General features: G+C 38.7%; 14 protein-coding genes. 8 read left to right on the forward strand and 6 right to left on the reverse strand.

Features of this window, described 5'->3' with window-relative positions; translation table 11 throughout:
- Positions 1-162: 162 nt before the first annotated feature.
- The 4 genes from ATK78_RS07295 (at position 163) to ATK78_RS07310 (ending at position 5,399) form a co-directional block, all read left to right on the forward strand.
- Complete coding sequence (locus tag ATK78_RS07295; RefSeq protein ID WP_166664847.1) at positions 163-1,569, forward strand: TlpA family protein disulfide reductase; 1,407 nt, start codon at positions 163-165, stop codon at positions 1,567-1,569.
- A 1-nt stretch (position 1,570) separates the two neighbouring features.
- Positions 1,571-3,337, forward strand: coding sequence for a sensor histidine kinase (locus ATK78_RS07300; RefSeq protein WP_243732474.1), 1,767 nt, complete (start codon positions 1,571-1,573; stop codon positions 3,335-3,337).
- The gene (locus ATK78_RS07305) at positions 3,337-4,080 is read left to right on the forward strand and encodes a LytR/AlgR family response regulator transcription factor (RefSeq protein WP_133575439.1); all 744 of its coding nucleotides are present in this window, start codon (positions 3,337-3,339) and stop codon (positions 4,078-4,080) included. Before ATK78_RS07300 ends, ATK78_RS07305 begins: the two co-directional genes overlap by 1 nt.
- A 98-nt stretch (positions 4,081-4,178) precedes the next feature.
- Positions 4,179-5,399, forward strand: a complete 1,221-nt coding sequence (locus ATK78_RS07310; protein ID WP_133575440.1) for a serine hydrolase domain-containing protein — start codon at positions 4,179-4,181, stop codon at positions 5,397-5,399.
- Here ATK78_RS07310 and recG read toward each other — a convergent pair whose 3' ends face one another.
- From recG to ATK78_RS07330, 5 genes are all read right to left on the reverse strand, one after another.
- Positions 5,400-7,505 (reverse strand): ATP-dependent DNA helicase RecG, encoded by a 2,106-nt coding sequence (gene recG / locus ATK78_RS07315; RefSeq protein WP_133575441.1) that lies wholly within the window; start codon positions 7,503-7,505, stop codon positions 5,400-5,402.
- A gap of 4 nt (positions 7,506-7,509) precedes the next feature.
- The gene (locus tag ATK78_RS07320) at positions 7,510-8,421 is read right to left on the reverse strand and encodes an EamA family transporter (RefSeq protein WP_133575442.1); all 912 of its coding nucleotides are present in this window, start codon (positions 8,419-8,421) and stop codon (positions 7,510-7,512) included.
- A 1-nt stretch (position 8,422) separates the two neighbouring features.
- Positions 8,423-8,803, reverse strand: a complete 381-nt coding sequence (locus ATK78_RS07325) for a RidA family protein (RefSeq protein ID WP_133575443.1) — start codon at positions 8,801-8,803, stop codon at positions 8,423-8,425.
- Positions 8,800-8,940 carry a DUF6728 family protein gene (locus tag ATK78_RS23085; RefSeq protein WP_317126193.1) on the reverse strand — a complete coding sequence of 47 codons (141 nt, stop codon included), beginning with the start codon at positions 8,938-8,940 and terminating at the stop codon, positions 8,800-8,802. Before ATK78_RS23085 ends, ATK78_RS07325 begins: the two co-directional genes overlap by 4 nt.
- A 75-nt stretch (positions 8,941-9,015) precedes the next feature.
- Positions 9,016-10,353 (reverse strand): OmpA family protein, encoded by a 1,338-nt coding sequence (locus ATK78_RS07330; protein ID WP_133576406.1) that lies wholly within the window; start codon positions 10,351-10,353, stop codon positions 9,016-9,018.
- Between the two features lie 369 nt (positions 10,354-10,722).
- Between ATK78_RS07330 and ATK78_RS07335 the strand changes: the two genes are divergently transcribed.
- Complete coding sequence (locus tag ATK78_RS07335; RefSeq protein WP_243732475.1) at positions 10,723-11,334, forward strand: glycosyltransferase family 32 protein; 612 nt, start codon at positions 10,723-10,725, stop codon at positions 11,332-11,334.
- An 83-nt stretch (positions 11,335-11,417) separates the two neighbouring features.
- Here the strand turns inward: ATK78_RS07335 and meaB are convergent, their stop codons facing one another.
- Positions 11,418-12,308 carry a methylmalonyl Co-A mutase-associated GTPase MeaB gene (meaB, locus tag ATK78_RS07340; protein ID WP_133575445.1) on the reverse strand — a complete coding sequence of 297 codons (891 nt, stop codon included), beginning with the start codon at positions 12,306-12,308 and terminating at the stop codon, positions 11,418-11,420.
- Between the two features lie 123 nt (positions 12,309-12,431).
- Here meaB and ATK78_RS07345 point away from each other — a divergent pair, with 123 nt between their 5' ends.
- Genes ATK78_RS07345 through ATK78_RS07355 form a run of 3 tightly spaced genes read left to right on the forward strand, consistent with a single transcriptional unit; the run spans position 12,432 to position 16,040 of the window.
- Complete coding sequence (locus tag ATK78_RS07345; protein WP_133575446.1) at positions 12,432-14,255, forward strand: ABC transporter ATP-binding protein; 1,824 nt, start codon at positions 12,432-12,434, stop codon at positions 14,253-14,255.
- A 26-nt stretch (positions 14,256-14,281) separates the two neighbouring features.
- On the forward strand, positions 14,282-15,331 hold the full coding sequence (locus ATK78_RS07350; protein WP_133575447.1) for a glycosyltransferase family 4 protein: 1,050 nt from the start codon (positions 14,282-14,284) through the stop codon (positions 15,329-15,331).
- Positions 15,324-16,040 (forward strand): glycosyltransferase, encoded by a 717-nt coding sequence (locus tag ATK78_RS07355; protein ID WP_133575448.1) that lies wholly within the window; start codon positions 15,324-15,326, stop codon positions 16,038-16,040. Before ATK78_RS07350 ends, ATK78_RS07355 begins: the two co-directional genes overlap by 8 nt.
- Position 16,041: the final 1 nt, after the last annotated feature.

Raw genomic sequence — 16,041 nt, forward strand, 5'->3', positions numbered from 1 at the left:
TTATACTTTTAATGTGCCCTTAATTGTCAGATGTTTAATACACCGTGAAAAAAATTCTATCTCAATAGGTATGGATACCCGGTAAATAGCAGACTTTACTAAGTAATGGTTTTAGAGTTCACTTTTTACATGCAGGTTTACAGAATAACAAATGCTATAATTATGAAAAAACTTATTTGGCTGGCAGCATTGCTGGTTTATTCAACAGTTACCCAGGCACAGCAAAAAGTAAAGATTACCGGCAAACTGTTAAACTGTACCAGCCGCGTACTGGAAATTTTGCCGTCTTCGGAAGCAGGGATTTTTGCCGACAGCATCCTTGTAAATAGTGACGGTACATTTAGCTATGAAACTTTAGCAATCAACCAGCCTTTCAAAGCAGGCATCACCAACCGCAAACAAATACAGATTCAAATTTTCCTCGCTCCCGGTTACGACATTCAGATCAGTGCCGATGTGAAAGACCATACATCTGCAAGAGAGTCCATCAAATACTCAGGAAAAGGTGCTGCAGTAAATAAGTATTGGGAGCATTTACCGGTAAAAGGATTTATATCCGACACTGTAAAGTGGCAGCTTAAAGACGAGGACACTTATGCCAGGAAACAACGTGAAAGATTCGATAATAGAAAGAGGGCAGATGAAGTATTTAATGGAATAAAAAACGATCATTACGCTGCTTTTTTTAAACAGAGCGTATTAATCGATCAGCAATACAGTACAATACTCAACATACTCTATGAATATGCCTATCCCAACAACTATACTCCTGAACAAACGGACAAGTTAGTTAATAAGGTATTTCCAAAGTTCAAATGGACAGATTTGAATGAGGATAAAAATCTAACAAGTGGATTAGCCTGCTTTGTTATAAAAGACACCTACTTATACAGCGAACTGGAGAAAGACCGGAAAGCAAATAGAGAGACATCACCCACAGAAAAGATCATCCAGCTATATAAAGGTAAAGTACTCGATCATGCGCTTACAGATAATCTCAAAAACAAGATTCCTTTCATTGTAAAGTCTGATGAACTGGATCGTTTAACTGGTAACATAAATCTAATCAGCGCAGAAGATAAGAAGGCTATGCTGCTAAACATGGTCGCGAAAAGGAAGAAAACATTGTTTTCATTTCAGATTGGCAAACCAGCTCCTGATTTTAACTTACCAGATACCAGCGGAATATTGCACAGTCTAACCTCCCTAAAAGGCAAAGTAATTTATATCGATCTTTGGGCAAGCTGGTGTGGACCATGCGGGGAAGAAAACCCATATATGAATAAGGTATATCAGGAGTATAAGAATAACGATAAGATTGCGTTCATCAGTATTGCAGTAAATGACAATACGACGAGGGCAAACCGGTATAAAATCTTAAAAGAGACCAAGCCGGAGTGGTTACAACTAGAAGATCAGGAGAACCAGGTCCAAGACCGGTATTTCGCCAATTCAATACCACGCTTTATAATAATAGATAAAGAAGGGAAAATGGTTGACCCCGATGCACCAAGGCCAAGTAACCCCGAGAAATTAAGAGCAATATTAAACACACAGATCAGCAAATAAAATGAAAAAGATACTTGTTTTGTTGGCCCTTGTCTGTTTTATTATAGAAACCAATGCACAGAAAAAAGACCTTCCGGCAGATACAACAGCAGAAGACACTAATGATAAATATTTCAAATTTATTGGAAGCATACGTTTAGACATTCGTAAAGCAACAAAGGAGCAACTGGATTTCATCAAAAAAAAAGAAATACTTGATGCTATAAAAAAGGACCGGTTCTTATTTTTAGGAGACCCCTTGTTTAATGCAAATGCAGCCTTGGCTGTTCGCTTTGAAAAAAACACAGGCTCTGCAATTTATGAAGGCGTAAAAACAAGTATGGGAAATCGTGATATTCCGTCAATAATTATTGACGGAAAGGCCGGTGTTGATTTTGCTTATGTATCAATTACCAAAGAAGATGCAAAAGATTACAGATATCACATTGTTCAAAACTTTAATAACGAACTTGTACAATGGAAAACGCCAGATATATTTAGAACCACTAAAAATGGTAAAGCAGCATACGCTTATCTTGGAAAATTTGATTACCATCCTAACCAGGTGTTATTAGTTGAGATCTACAATATCAAGAATTATAGAAAGAGACATGCTATCGTTATAGATTGGAGAGAGATTAAACCTGCAAAACTATCCGTTGGGGTAGAAAGTATAAGAGATAATCTGTCAAGCCGGCCGGTTTACAGTTCCCTGGATGAATTAAATATCCATAAATATGAAAATTTCATAGAAACCACCGATCTTAACCATAAAAAATTCAGGATAAGTGACTCGCTGGTAAGGTTAAACATTTCATTGGGTAGAAGCGGGTCGTTTAATTATAATGTCAAATTAAAAAGAACGATTAAAGGAACGACAGAGATTATAGATCTCTATGACTACCGCAGTCAATTATATGTATATAGAGAGTACTGGAAACTGCCAGGAGAATATGAACTGATCTTCACACCCAAGGTTTTCCCTCCCGGAGGCAAGTACATTAGTTTATTAAACGGTAAAGCGGCACATTATAAATTTACCGTATTGCCGCCGCTCAATCAATCCATATTAATTACTTATAAAGAGTTTGCCTTAAGTATACTCAGCATAATCACCCTTGCAGGGCTTGTCATCTGGTACTTCATCCTGAGAAACCGGATCAGGCTAATTACTGAAAAACAGAAAAAAGAACTTGCCGTCATGCAGCTCAGTACCGTTCGGGCACAATTAAATCCACATTTTATGTTCAACGCCCTGGCAGGGATACAAAACCTGATGAACAAGAATGATATCGATACAGCGAACCGTTACTTAGGTAAGTTTGCACGCCTAACAAGGAATGTATTGGATGAAAAAAGCAACGAACTGATTAGCATTGCAGATGAGAAGATGCTTTTAGATGATTACCTGCAAATGGAACAGTTGCGGTTTGGCTTTACTTACTCCATAAAGATTGATGATGAAATTAACGCCACTATTGCTGAAATTCCTGCAATGCTCTTACAGCCATTCGTAGAGAACGCCGTTAAACATGGAATTGCCGGGTTAAGTACTGATGGCAAAATAGAGATCGCCATCACCAAAAAACAAAACAACCTGGTACTTCAGGTAAGTGATAATGGTAAAGGGTTCGACAGCACGTTAAATTATCCTACATTTGGTCTGAATTTATCAAAGAGCAGAATAGAATTGTTAAACACCATTTATAAAGATACACCTGCTGAACTCTCCATAAATTCATCAAATGAAGGTACTATAATTACAATTTTACTAAAAGACTGGTTATAATGAATGTGATCCTTGTTGATGATGAACCTTCCAATATAGAAAACCTGCAGGCACTGCTCAACAGGCATTGCCGGCAGGTTCATATCCTCGCGACAGCTTTAGATATCGCTAGTGCAGCCAAACTGGCAAACATGCATCAGCCTGATCTGATTTTTCTCGACATCCAGATGGGACCGGAATCCGGCTTTGACCTTTTGAAGCTCCTGCCCAATAAATCCTTTGAGGTGATCTTTGTTACCGCTTATGACCAATATGGAATTCAGGCCGTAAAGTTTGCAGCATTAGATTATCTGCTAAAACCAGTAGATATCGACGAACTCATCTCTTCAGTAAACAAAGCCGCAATAAAACTCAAAGAAAAAACACAAAATAAACAGCTCGACTTTTTACTAAGCCTGGTTCGGAAAGATGAAAAAAACCCGGTAAAAATTGCCTTACCGCAACTGCAGGAAATCAGGTATGTACAGATAAATGATATTATCCGCTGTGAAGCATCAAATACCTATACCAGCTTCTTTTTGATCAACAGAGAAACAATCGTGGTTTCAAGATCCCTAAAAGAATATGCAGACATGCTGCAGCCACAGGGTTTTATTAGAAGCCACCAGTCACATCTTGTTAATCCGGCATTTGTAAAAAGCTGGCTCAAAGAGGATGGCGGTATCCTCTTATTAACAGATGGTTATAAGATTCCGGTGTCCAAACCAAACCGGGAGCGTGTAAAAAACCTGTTGAATAAATAAGCTGTATTCCGGTATGGTTTACAATGTTTAAAACTCTTTTGCGTTTAAAGACTTAATAATCCTTAATTTTCGGGCTTTTAAACTGTATCTACCCATTCATGAATTATCGTAATATATTAGCCGTGGCTGCAATGGCCACTTTTTTATTTACTGCCTGTTCCTCCAACTCGAAAAAAAGTGCAACGCTAAAAGAACCCAGTACCGAACGTACCATAGATGATGATAAAGCAGATAGCCTGCTTTTAGTATATAATCCTGCCAAAGGCGATAAGTGGATCGCAGATTTTGTACAGAACCTCCATAAAAAATATGGCTTCAACGGCAATATGCTTGTCGCTAAAGATGGTAAGATCCTCTATGAAAAAGCAATTGGATGGGCCGATTATCTGCACCGCGACAGTCTTAAAATAAATTCAGAATTTGAACTTGCCTCGGTAACCAAAACATTTACAGGAACAGCCATCATGCAGCTGATCGAAAGAGGAAAGCTTTCTTTAACCGATGATGTTAAAAAGTTCTATCCCAACTTTCCTTATGAAGGGATTAATGTCAAATTACTGCTTACCCACCGCAGCGGAATGATGAACTACGTTTATTTTACAGATGGCATTTGGAAAGATAAGAAAAAACCAATGAGTAATGTCGACGTGATGAACCTGATTGCCGAGCATAAACCCAACCGGTATGCTAAGCCAGACACCCGTTTTCATTATAACAATTCCAACTACATGGTACTTGCTGCCATTATAGAAAAAGTAACCGGCAAGCCCTATGCAGATTACATGATGGAAAATATCTTCAAACCATCAGGCATGAAAAATACACATGTATATTCTACAACAGTTTATCCAAAGATCCCTGTTGATGTAGTAGGGCATGACCGCACCTGGAGATACTCAGTAGTGCAGAATTTTTTGGACGGGCCAGTTGGTGATAAAGGAATCTACAGCACCCTGCATGATCTTTTATTATTTGATAAATCTCTGAAAAACGGAAGACTGCTAAAAAAAGCAAGCCTGGATTCTGCTTATAAAGGTCACAACAAACCCATCAACGGACACTTTAATTACGGCTATGGCTGGAGAATCTTCGATGGCGATCAGGGAAGAAAAGTGGTATACCATACCGGATGGTGGCATGGTTTCAGACATATTTATGTACGTGATGTACAGAAGAATATTGTCATCATATTTTTAGGAAACCTGACCAATGGAAGTTTAATGCATCTGGATGAACTTTATAAGCACTTAAACACACCAGTTATCCGTAAAGGTGCTTATTCTGGTACAGGATCTTTGCCAGGAAGTGACGAGGATTAATTAAGAGATCTTATCAAAAGCAATCCCTCTGCTTCTCTTGCTGAGATAAGTTCGCAATAAACTATTTTGAGGCTGCTCCAGGTTAGAATCCTTGGCAAGTATTTCGATAACCGTACTTCTGGCTTCCTGTAAGATCAGCTGGTCTTTTGCCAGATCTGCAATCTTAAGATCAAGAACTCCGCTTTGCTGTGTACCAGAAATGTCTCCCGGACCACGAAGCTGGAGATCAATCTCTGAGATCTCAAAGCCATTATTGGTTTTTACCATGGTCTCTAAACGAAGTTTCCCGTCTTTACTCAGCTTATTGCCCGACATTAAAATACAGAAAGATTGCTCAGCACCTCTGCCCACCCGACCGCGAAGCTGGTGAAGCTGTGATAGACCAAACCGTTCTGCATTTTCAATGACCATCACAGAAGCATTCGGAACGTTTACCCCGACCTCAATTACTGTAGTAGCCACCATGATCTGGCTTTTACCAGTAATAAACCGCTGCATTTCATACTGCTTGTCGGCATTGCTCATCTTTCCATGAACAATACTGATCTGATAATCCGGCAATGGGAACTGGTAACCCATCTGCTCAATACCAGCTTCAAGGTGCAGAAGGTCTAATTTTTCACTTTCTTTAATGAGGGGATAAACTACATATACCTGTCGCCCCTTTGCAATTTCCTGCTTCATAAAACCAAACATCCGCAGTCGCTGGCCTTCATAAAGATGTTTAGTCTCTATTGGTTTTCTGCCTGCCGGAAGCTCATCAATGATAGAGACATCCAGATCACCATACATGGTCATGGCCAAGGTGCGTGGTATGGGGGTAGCGGTCATTACAAGTATGTGTGGCGGAACCACATTTTTCCTCCAAAGTTTAGCGCGTTGTTCCACACCAAAACGATGCTGCTCATCAATTACAACAAGCCCCAGATCTTTAAAAACCACCTTATCCTCTATCAGTGCATGCGTGCCAACAAGGACATGGATTTCTCCATCTTCCAGCTCCTTATGCAGTATGGTTCGTTGTTTTTTAGTAGTGCTTCCGGTCAGTATGGCAACCTTAACCAGACCATCACCAAGCAGATCAACGATAGATTGATAATGCTGGCGTGCCAGGATTTCCGTAGGGGCCATCATACAAGCTTGGTACCCATTGTCATTTGCCAGCAGCATGCTCATCAACGCGACAACAGTCTTGCCACTTCCAACATCACCTTGCACTAAACGATTCATCTGAATGCCTCGCTGGGTATCCAGACGGATTTCTTTGATCACCCTTTTTTGTGCATTGGTCAGCTCAAAAGGAAGGATCTCTTTATAAAAAGTATTTACCTTTTCACCGACAATACTAAAGAAGTGACCTTTAAATTTACGTTCCCTAAGCTGTTTATTATGAAGCAGCTGAAGCTGGATGAAAAACAACTCTTCAAATTTTAAACGACGCTCCGCTTCCTTAAGTGACTTTACATCTTTTGGAAAATGAATATTTAAAATGGATTCCTTACGGGTGATCATTTTATATTTTTCCAGGATATATGGAGGGATAGTTTCCCGGATCTCGGCCAGATGCTGTTCAATCAATATAGCCTGCAGCTTCTGTATGCCCCTGCTGTCCAAAAAAAACTTCTTAAGCTTTTCTGTTGAATGGTAAACAGGCTGTAGCCTTAAATTACCAGTCACCGTTGCCGGCCTTGGATAATGCTCCAGCTCTGGATGCGAAATGCTAAAAGTCCCGTTAAATAAGGAAGGCTTTCCAAACACAATATAAACCTTTCCCTTACTTACATGATCATCCACCCATTTCAGGCTTTGAAACCACACCAGTTCAATAGATCCGGTTTCATCAGTAAGCCGGGCAACAATCCGTTTCTTATGCTTTTCACCAATTTGTTCTTTACTGGTTATCCTGCCCAGTATTTGTACATAGGGCAATTCAGGATCTAACTCATTGATCTTATAGAAGCGGGTTCTGTCTATATAACGGAAAGGAAAATAGCTAATCAGCTGCTCGTAAGTAAAGATACCCAACTCTTTCTGAAAAAGTTCAGCACGTTTAGGTCCTACGCCCTTAAGAAATTCAATAGTCGTATCTAGAGTTGCAGCAAACAAACCGTTAAATATTTTTTCTCTTAAATGTAAGGATATCTTTTAGTATGCCCCAATTAAATATAAGAACAGATGCAACCAGCAATGAATAAGCAAATAGTTTATTCGGGTCCAGTGTTTCATTAAAATATAAAATGGCCACAATAAAAGCGATAGTCGGATTGATGTAAATGATGATCCCTAGCGTAGAAGAAGGAATGCCAATGAGTGCATATAAACTTAAAAATAAAGGAATGATGGTAAACAACAATGCAATAATAACAATGTTGCCCCAAAACAAAGTTTCTACGGGAAAAGACTCATGATGGTACAAATAAAAAGGAAGCATCATCAGAACAGCCATTGCAATTTGAACAGCCAATACATGCAATTTATCAAGGTGCTGCATCTTACGCTGAATAATGAGATATAAGGCGTACAATAGTGCAATTACCACAGACCATAGCACTTCTATAAAAGATCCGGTAGCGAGCAGGATAATGCTAACCAGTGCAATTAATAAAGAGAATAGTTGTAATCTGGACAATTTCTCCTTTAAAAGAATAAAACCACCAAAAGCCGTGATCAGCGGACAAACCATATAAGCAAATGCAGCAGACTGTAAGCTGACGTTATTAACCGCATAAATGAAGGTATACCAATTTAAAACCAGCAAGGCTGTTGCGCCGGTAACCTGGAGCAAAACGAGCTTTCTTTCTCGCAATGAAACAGAAGACAGGTAAGCCAAGTCGGCTTTAAGCTGCTTCCTCCTGAACATAAAGATGGCAATCCAAATGAGTACGAGTGAAGTAAATACCCGGTAATAAAGAATTTCATCAGAAGCGTATGCTTTCAGGTTTCTTAGAGGAATAGAGAAAAAACCCCAAATACTAACAGAGAGAATGGCTGCAAAGAAATACTTCAGGTTTGATTTAGGCAAATTAAGATTTATAAGCGGTAACAGAGATCTCGATGTTTACGCCTTTAGGCAATCCTTTTACAGCAAGTGTTTCACGTGCAGGGAAATTACCTTCAAAATACGATCCGTATATTTCGTTGATCTCCGCAAAAAGATCCATATCAGAAAGAAAGATAGTCACTTTAACAACGTCTTCAAAACCATAACCAGCTTCTAACAGAACAGCCTTAATATTTCTCATTACCTGGTGCGTCTCATCGGCAACAGAAGATTTGATAACATCACCTGTTTCAGGATTTATAGCAACTTGTCCGGATAAAAACAAAAAACCGTTTGCAATTACGGCTTGGCTATATGGACCAATAGGAGCTGGAGCATTTGTAGTGTTTACTATTTTGTTCATTTTAATAAGATCAAGTCAATCAGTTTCCACAATACCCCTGCAGCAAATACAATAATAGCTGTTGCATTAATAATGTGCATTATTTTAATGTTAATATTAGTCGGCCTGTTCGGGTCCTTTTTTCTAAAAAGATACATCTGGTTACAAATGTAGGAATAAAAAAAAGAGGGCTTCAAAATTTGAAGCCCTCTTTTTTATTTATTTAGAAAATCTTAGTTTCTAGCAGTCTCAACACGACGGTTTTGGATACGACCTTCTTCAGTATCGTTAGAAGCAATTGGGTTAGCTTCACCAAGTCCTTTAGTTGCAACTTGACTAGCGTTAACACCAGAGTTAACTAAGTAAGTTTTAACAGAATTAGCTCTGTCTTTAGATAATTTCAAATTGTATGCAGCAGTACCTTCGCTTGAAGCGTAACCATTTACAGTTACTTTACCACCGTTTTCACGCAATACTGAAGATAATTTATCTAATACAGGATATGCTTCAGTTTTTAAAACTGATGAGTTGAATTCAAATTGGATAGTTTCAAAACCAGTAGCAGTAGTACCAGTTGCAACTTCAGTTGTCATTTTTGGAAGAGGACATCCTGAACCGTCAACAGCAGTACCAGCAGGAGTTCCTGGGCATTTGTCAAATTGATCAGCAACACCGTCACCGTCAGTATCTTTTTTAAGATCTTCAACAGATTTCTCAATGTTAGAAACACGGTTTTTCAATGCTTCAACTTCTTGACGCAATGTAGGATCTTTTAATTCATCATACATTAAAGCAAGTGGGTTAACCCAATCCAGGTTAGGCTTAGCTGAAGAACCTAGAGAAAACTCTAAACCAGCATAGCTGTAAGAGAATTTATCTTTAGTAGTTCCTTTAGCATAAACTCCATCAACATTATCACCATCAACAAAGTTCATCGTGTAACCTAAGTTAAACGCAACGCGGTCAGAAACTTTAAATTTAACACCAGCACCTACTGGGATATAAGCTTCTTTAACATATTTTTTATCACGATCAGCGCCAGCAACATCTTTCCAGTCAGTTGCAGGATTTGCAGTGTTTGGATGTGGAGCATAAGCAATTAAACCGTAACCAGCAGTTACGAAGAAGTTTACTGAGTTCTCACGACGTAAGAAATCAACAGTTGCAACGTTAACAACACCTCTGATGTCTGCTGAATAACCGATTTCAGTTTCGAAATCTGAGATACCATTTACAGAACCACCAGCAACATCTTTATTGCTTCCAGATAATTTTCCGCGGAAAATGTTACCTTCTAAGCCAAAAGCATGTCCCAATTGTTTCTTAAGTGAGATTCCGTAACCTAAGTTAGCATCCCAGTTGGTAAAATCGTTAGATCCGCCAATAGCAACAACTGGAGCTAAAACACCGCCATTGATACCGAAAGACCACGTTCTGTACTGACCTCTACCACCAAATACCTTGGCAGAAGAAGAAGTCGAAGTAGAATCCTGAGCACTAGCGAGAGATGTAACTCCCATTAATGCTACAAAAGAAACTGCTAGACTCTTTTTTAAAGTAGAATAATTCATAATTTTCTTTTTTAAGGTTAAACAAATTTTAATTGTATAATTTTTTTGTGTAGCAAAATTAAACAAATTTTTAATTTCTCAAAGTCTTATACAAACTCCGTTCCAAACTTGCTCCATGACAATATTAAACAATATTTACCACAAACGCCAATCCTGTCTAAGTTATTGTATATCTGAACACTATAAACATAAATTTCCTATTGAACTGTCCTAATCCTTTTAAAAAAAAGTCCAGTTTTTAAGACATCACGTACCATTTCCGTCATACAATTTTGAGATATACACATAAAACAGATACTTTTACCCTTTCCAGAACCGTAAAACATGTCAATTCCGAAAATAATACATCAAACCTTTAAATCTTCAAAATTGCCGTTATTAACTAAATGGCACATTTCAGGATTTAGAAAAAGAAACCCGGAATATCAATATGAGTTCTATGACGATACCCGTATCGAAGAATTTCTTCAAACAGAATTTGATGATGAAGTTTACCAGCTCTATAAACAAATAAATATAGGAGCCGCTAAAGCAGATTTTTTCAGGTATGCCATACTTTATAAAAAGGGAGGGGTATACCTGGATATTGACAGCAGCATCAATGGCAGACTTGACAACCTCATCAGATCCGATGATGTGGCAGTCATCTCCCCAGAAAAAAATCCGGTATGTTATGTACAATGGGCAATGATCTATGAGGCTGGACATCCGTTTTTAAAAAAGACTTTGGAAATGATGTATGACAACATCAGAAACAATAGGTTTCCTCACGATGTTCATCACATGACGGGGCCTACCGTATATTCTTTAGCCATAAAAGCATGCCTTAAAGAAAATCCAGAAATCCCTCACCGCGTTTTTGGAATAGAATATGGCAAACATCTTAAATTTAAGTATAAGCTCGGAAAATTCTTCCTGTATGAGAAAAAATCGGATCATTGGAAGAAACTACAAATAACCAGTTCCGTTCTTAAACCTTAAACAGGGTAAACGCCTTTAAGTTCCTCAAACCTTATCAAAGGTGGTGAACGCGCTCAAAAAATATTAAAACTACTATCCTTCGGCTATCTTAAATAAGATTCTATAAATTTATAAAGATTAAAATCTTCAGTCATATATACTTTATTAAGCGCCAGCTGAAGATCATTCTTATTCAGGTTCTTCATCCTGTGATTCTGGATCAGCTTATACGCCTTTTCTGTATACAGATACAGTTGCCGCTGACTTTGTGTAATGCCGAGATGATCAACGGAAGCCAGCAATTCATCAATACCCATATTTTTATCCGCAATGGTTTTTATAACAGGGATTACTTCTGCCCTTTGATGAACCATCTTCTTAAGGTTGTTTGCAAACGCATCAGCACCATCCCGGTCTGATTTATTGACAACAAAGATATTCCCGATCTCCATCAAACCGGATTTAATATGCTGGATCTCATCACCAGCCTCCGGAACAAGAACAACGATAGTGATCCCGGCCAAACCAGCTATTTCAATCTCCGACTGGCCAACACCTACCGTTTCAATAAGGATGTAATCAAAATTTGCAGACCTCAGCACATCTACCATCTCAATGATCTTAGCAGACAATCCACCAACAGAGCCACGGGTAGCTATAGAACGGATAAATACATTTGGTTTATTAAAATGAGCAGACATCCGTACACGGTCGCCAAGCAGCGAACCCAGGTTAAATGGAGAAGTAGGATCTACAGCGATAACAGCAATCCGTTTCCCATCTGCACTTAACTGCGTAATCATTCCATTAACTAAAGTGCTTTTACCAGCTCCGGGAGGCCCTGTAATCCCAATGACCGGGATTTTCTGATCAATTGTAATCGATCTGAGAATGGATTCACTGCCTTCCATATCATTCTCAACCAGGGTAAGCACCCGGGCCAGAGAATTGAAATTTTCGTCCTTAATCTTAGCTAGTAGTGGTAAATAGTTCATTAATCAGGGTAATGATTACAAATAAACATATTTTATTTTATCTATTTAGCCAGAATCCCATAGTAACTATCATTACAAACAAGCCCGGTAAAATCTGTATCTTTGAAAAATTTCTAGATTTTAATGAAGACCTACTTTAGATTACTAACCTTCGCCAGACCAATAGAAAAATTTGCAATTCCATATGTGCTGTTCACGATCCTTGCCATTGTGTTCAATACATTCTTATTTGTACTAATAGGACCATTGCTTGAAACGCTGTTTAGTGGAGCAAAAGATTGTGCCCCTACACTTGCAGAAAAAGCATCATCTTTTGATCTGGTTGGTAAATTCAATAATATTATTCAGCAAACCATAAATACATACGGCAAGATCTACACTTTAAAAATAGTTTGCTGTGTTATCATCGTCACTGTATTTTCAGCCAACCTGTTCCGCTACCTCTCGCAGCGGATCATGGAGGATTTAAGGCTGCATACTTTGCTAAATTTGCGGAAAGCAGTATTTAATAACGTGATGGACTTGCACATTGGCTACTTTAATAATGAACGTAAGGGTGATATCATATCCAAGGTCGCTTCAGATGTACAGGTTGTACAAGGCACAGTAACCAATACGCTTCAGGTAGTATTTAAAGAACCTATGCAGCTATTATCTTATGTAGTTGTATTATTATCGATCTCCATACCACTTACACTTTTTTCACTGCTTGTAATTCCAATTTCCGGATTTATCATCAGCAAGATTGTAAAGCGCCTAAAACATCAGGCAAGAGAGTCTCATGAAAGCTTTGCCAAAATGATTGGTTTTCTGGATGAAGCACTGGGTGGAATACGGATCATTAAGGCATTTAACTCCACAGAAACGACAAAAAAGAAGTTTCATGATGAAAATGTTTTTTATTCTACTTTAAATCGGAAAATGGCCCGGAGACAACAGTTGGCATCTCCTGTTTCACAAACATTAGGAGTACTGGTCGTGGTATTTATCATACTCTATGGCGGAACAATGATCCTGAATGGACAGGGTGACCTGACTACCGCAAAATTCCTGGTTTATATCGCTACATTCTCACAGGTGATGCAGCCTGTAAAGGCCTTAACCGACTCTTTTAGTGGTATCCATTCCGGTATTACCGCAGGGGTAAGAGTGCTCGACCTGATAGATACCAAGCCTGAATTTGTTAATAAACCCGATGCCATTGAACTCTCGAACTTTAACAGTGCACTTATATTTGAAAATGTGAGCTTCAGCTACGGTGACAAAATGGTTCTGGACAACATTAACTTAACCATTCAAAAAGGACAGACCGTTGCATTGGTTGGCCCATCAGGCGGCGGAAAGAGTACACTCATGGATCTAGTTCCACGCTTTCACGATCCAGAATCGGGGGCGATAAAGATGGATGGTCATGATTACAAGGACTTGAAAGTAGAAAGTATCCGTTCACAAATGGGAACAGTTAATCAGGAATCAATCCTGTTTAATGACACCATATTCAATAACATTGCATTCGCCAATCCGAATGCCTCAGAGCAAGAAGTTATAACAGCAGCAAAAATTGCAAACGCCCATGAGTTTATCCTAAATACAGAAAATGGATACCAAACTTATGTCGGCGATAGAGGAAACCGGTTATCAGGAGGTCAAAAACAACGAATCTGCATTGCCAGGGCTGTTTTGGCCAATCCGCCAATTATGCTCCTTGACGAAGCCACATCAGCATTGGACACTGAATCTGAAAAACTGGTTCAGGAAGCATTAAACAACCTGATGATGAACCGGACCTCCATAGTAATTGCACACCGCCTAAGTACCATACAACACGCAGACAGGATCATTGTAATAGACGACGGTAAAATTGCAGAGTCAGGAAGTCATACAGAACTGATCAATAAAAATGGTCTTTATAAAAGACTCATAGATATGCAGACATTCACTGAATAATTAAGGTCAAACCAATTCAATACCAAATGAAAATTGTCCTTGACTGTGAAAGAATGAAATATGAGCATACCGGTTTATTCGAGTATTGCCATCAGCTTGGCCATGCGCTAAAAAAAGCTAAAGGGCAGAAGGATCAACTCAGCTATTATTTAAACCCCGGGCTGCAAAAGCATTTTGATCCATCAGATTGTTTTATAGATCAAAATGGCCTTCAGAAATTCATCTTTCCGAGAATCCAAAACATAGACCTCTGGCATACCACCTACCAACTGTCCGCGTACATCCCGCACAGAAAGAAAACAAAACGGGTACTCACCATTCACGATCTAAACTTTCTGCACGAAGGAAAGGCTGATTCTAAAGTCAAAGGCTATCTGCATAAACTTCAAAAGAACATAGATCTGGCTGATCATATTGTAGCGATCTCTACATTTACAAAAAATGATATCTTAAGCCATTTAAGTATTCCCGACAAGCCAATTACTGTAATTTATAACGGCTGTGCACCGCTGGAGTCTTCCAAAGAATCGATGCCAGCTTATCTTCCTTCCAAACCATTTCTTTTCGCACTCGGCACTGTAAATCCTAAAAAGAATTTTCATGTGCTCGTACCACTTCTTGTAAACAACGATCTTGAACTCATCATTGCAGGTAAAATAGAACCCGCATATAAAGACAAAATTCTGGCAGAAGCCGCACTTCACAATGTAGAGGCCCGTGTAAAGGTTACCGGACCAATTCATGACCACGAAAAAACATGGTATTATAAAAATTGTAAAGCGTTCCTGTTTCCTTCATTGGCAGAAGGATTTGGTATTCCACCCATAGAAGCCATGAGATTCGGAAAACCGGTCTTCTTATCCGATAAAACTTCGTTACCCGAAATCGGGGGTAATTTAGCCTATTACTTTAAAAGCTTTGATCCTTCAGAGATGCAGCAGGTTTTCCGCAATGGAATGCAGGATTACCAGCTAAAACAACCCGCTAACGAGATCATTAAACATGCCGAACAATTCAACTGGAAAAATAGCGCACAAGCATATATTCAAGTATACAGAAATACATTAAATGCCTAAAGAAAGTAAGTTTATAACCGTTGTAATTGTAACCTATAATGTGGAGGAAATTCTTCAGCCATGCCTGGATAGTATTTACAATCAAACCTTCAAAAATATAAGCATTGTTATAATTGATGGAAAAAGCAATGACGGCACCTTAAGAATACTGGAACAAAATAATAAAAAGATCGATTACTGGAAAAGTGAAAAGGATACCGGCATTTACGATGCAATGAATAAAGCCCTCCCGCACATTAACACCCCATGGGTATATTTTCTTGGAGCCGATGACATCTTGTTAAGCGGCTTTTCAACGTTCATCACAGAACTAAAAGATCTTTCAACCATCTATTATGCCAATGTGCTGTATAAGGGCAGAAAATGTTCAGGAAATATTTCGCCATACAGACAAGCCAAGCTCGGCATTTTTCACCAGTCCATAATCTATCCATCTTCAGTATTTAAGAAGTATACATACAATACAAAGTATACCATCGCTGCAGATTATGCATTAAATATGCAGCTCCATAAAGATCCGAACTACACATTTAAGTATTTGGATTATACCATTGCAGACTACAATGATACCGGGGCATCAGCAATTGTTAAGGACTTGCCGTTTGAAGCGGACAAGACTAAAATGATTCTTCGTAACTTTGGCCTAAGTATATGGCTGCGTTATATTTTTAGGCAAGCTAAAGCAATACGCTCAAAAAAAGAACTTTAAT

The sequence above is a fragment of the Pedobacter metabolipauper genome, assembly GCF_004362715.1.
GTDB lineage: Bacteria > Bacteroidota > Bacteroidia > Sphingobacteriales > Sphingobacteriaceae > Pedobacter > Pedobacter metabolipauper.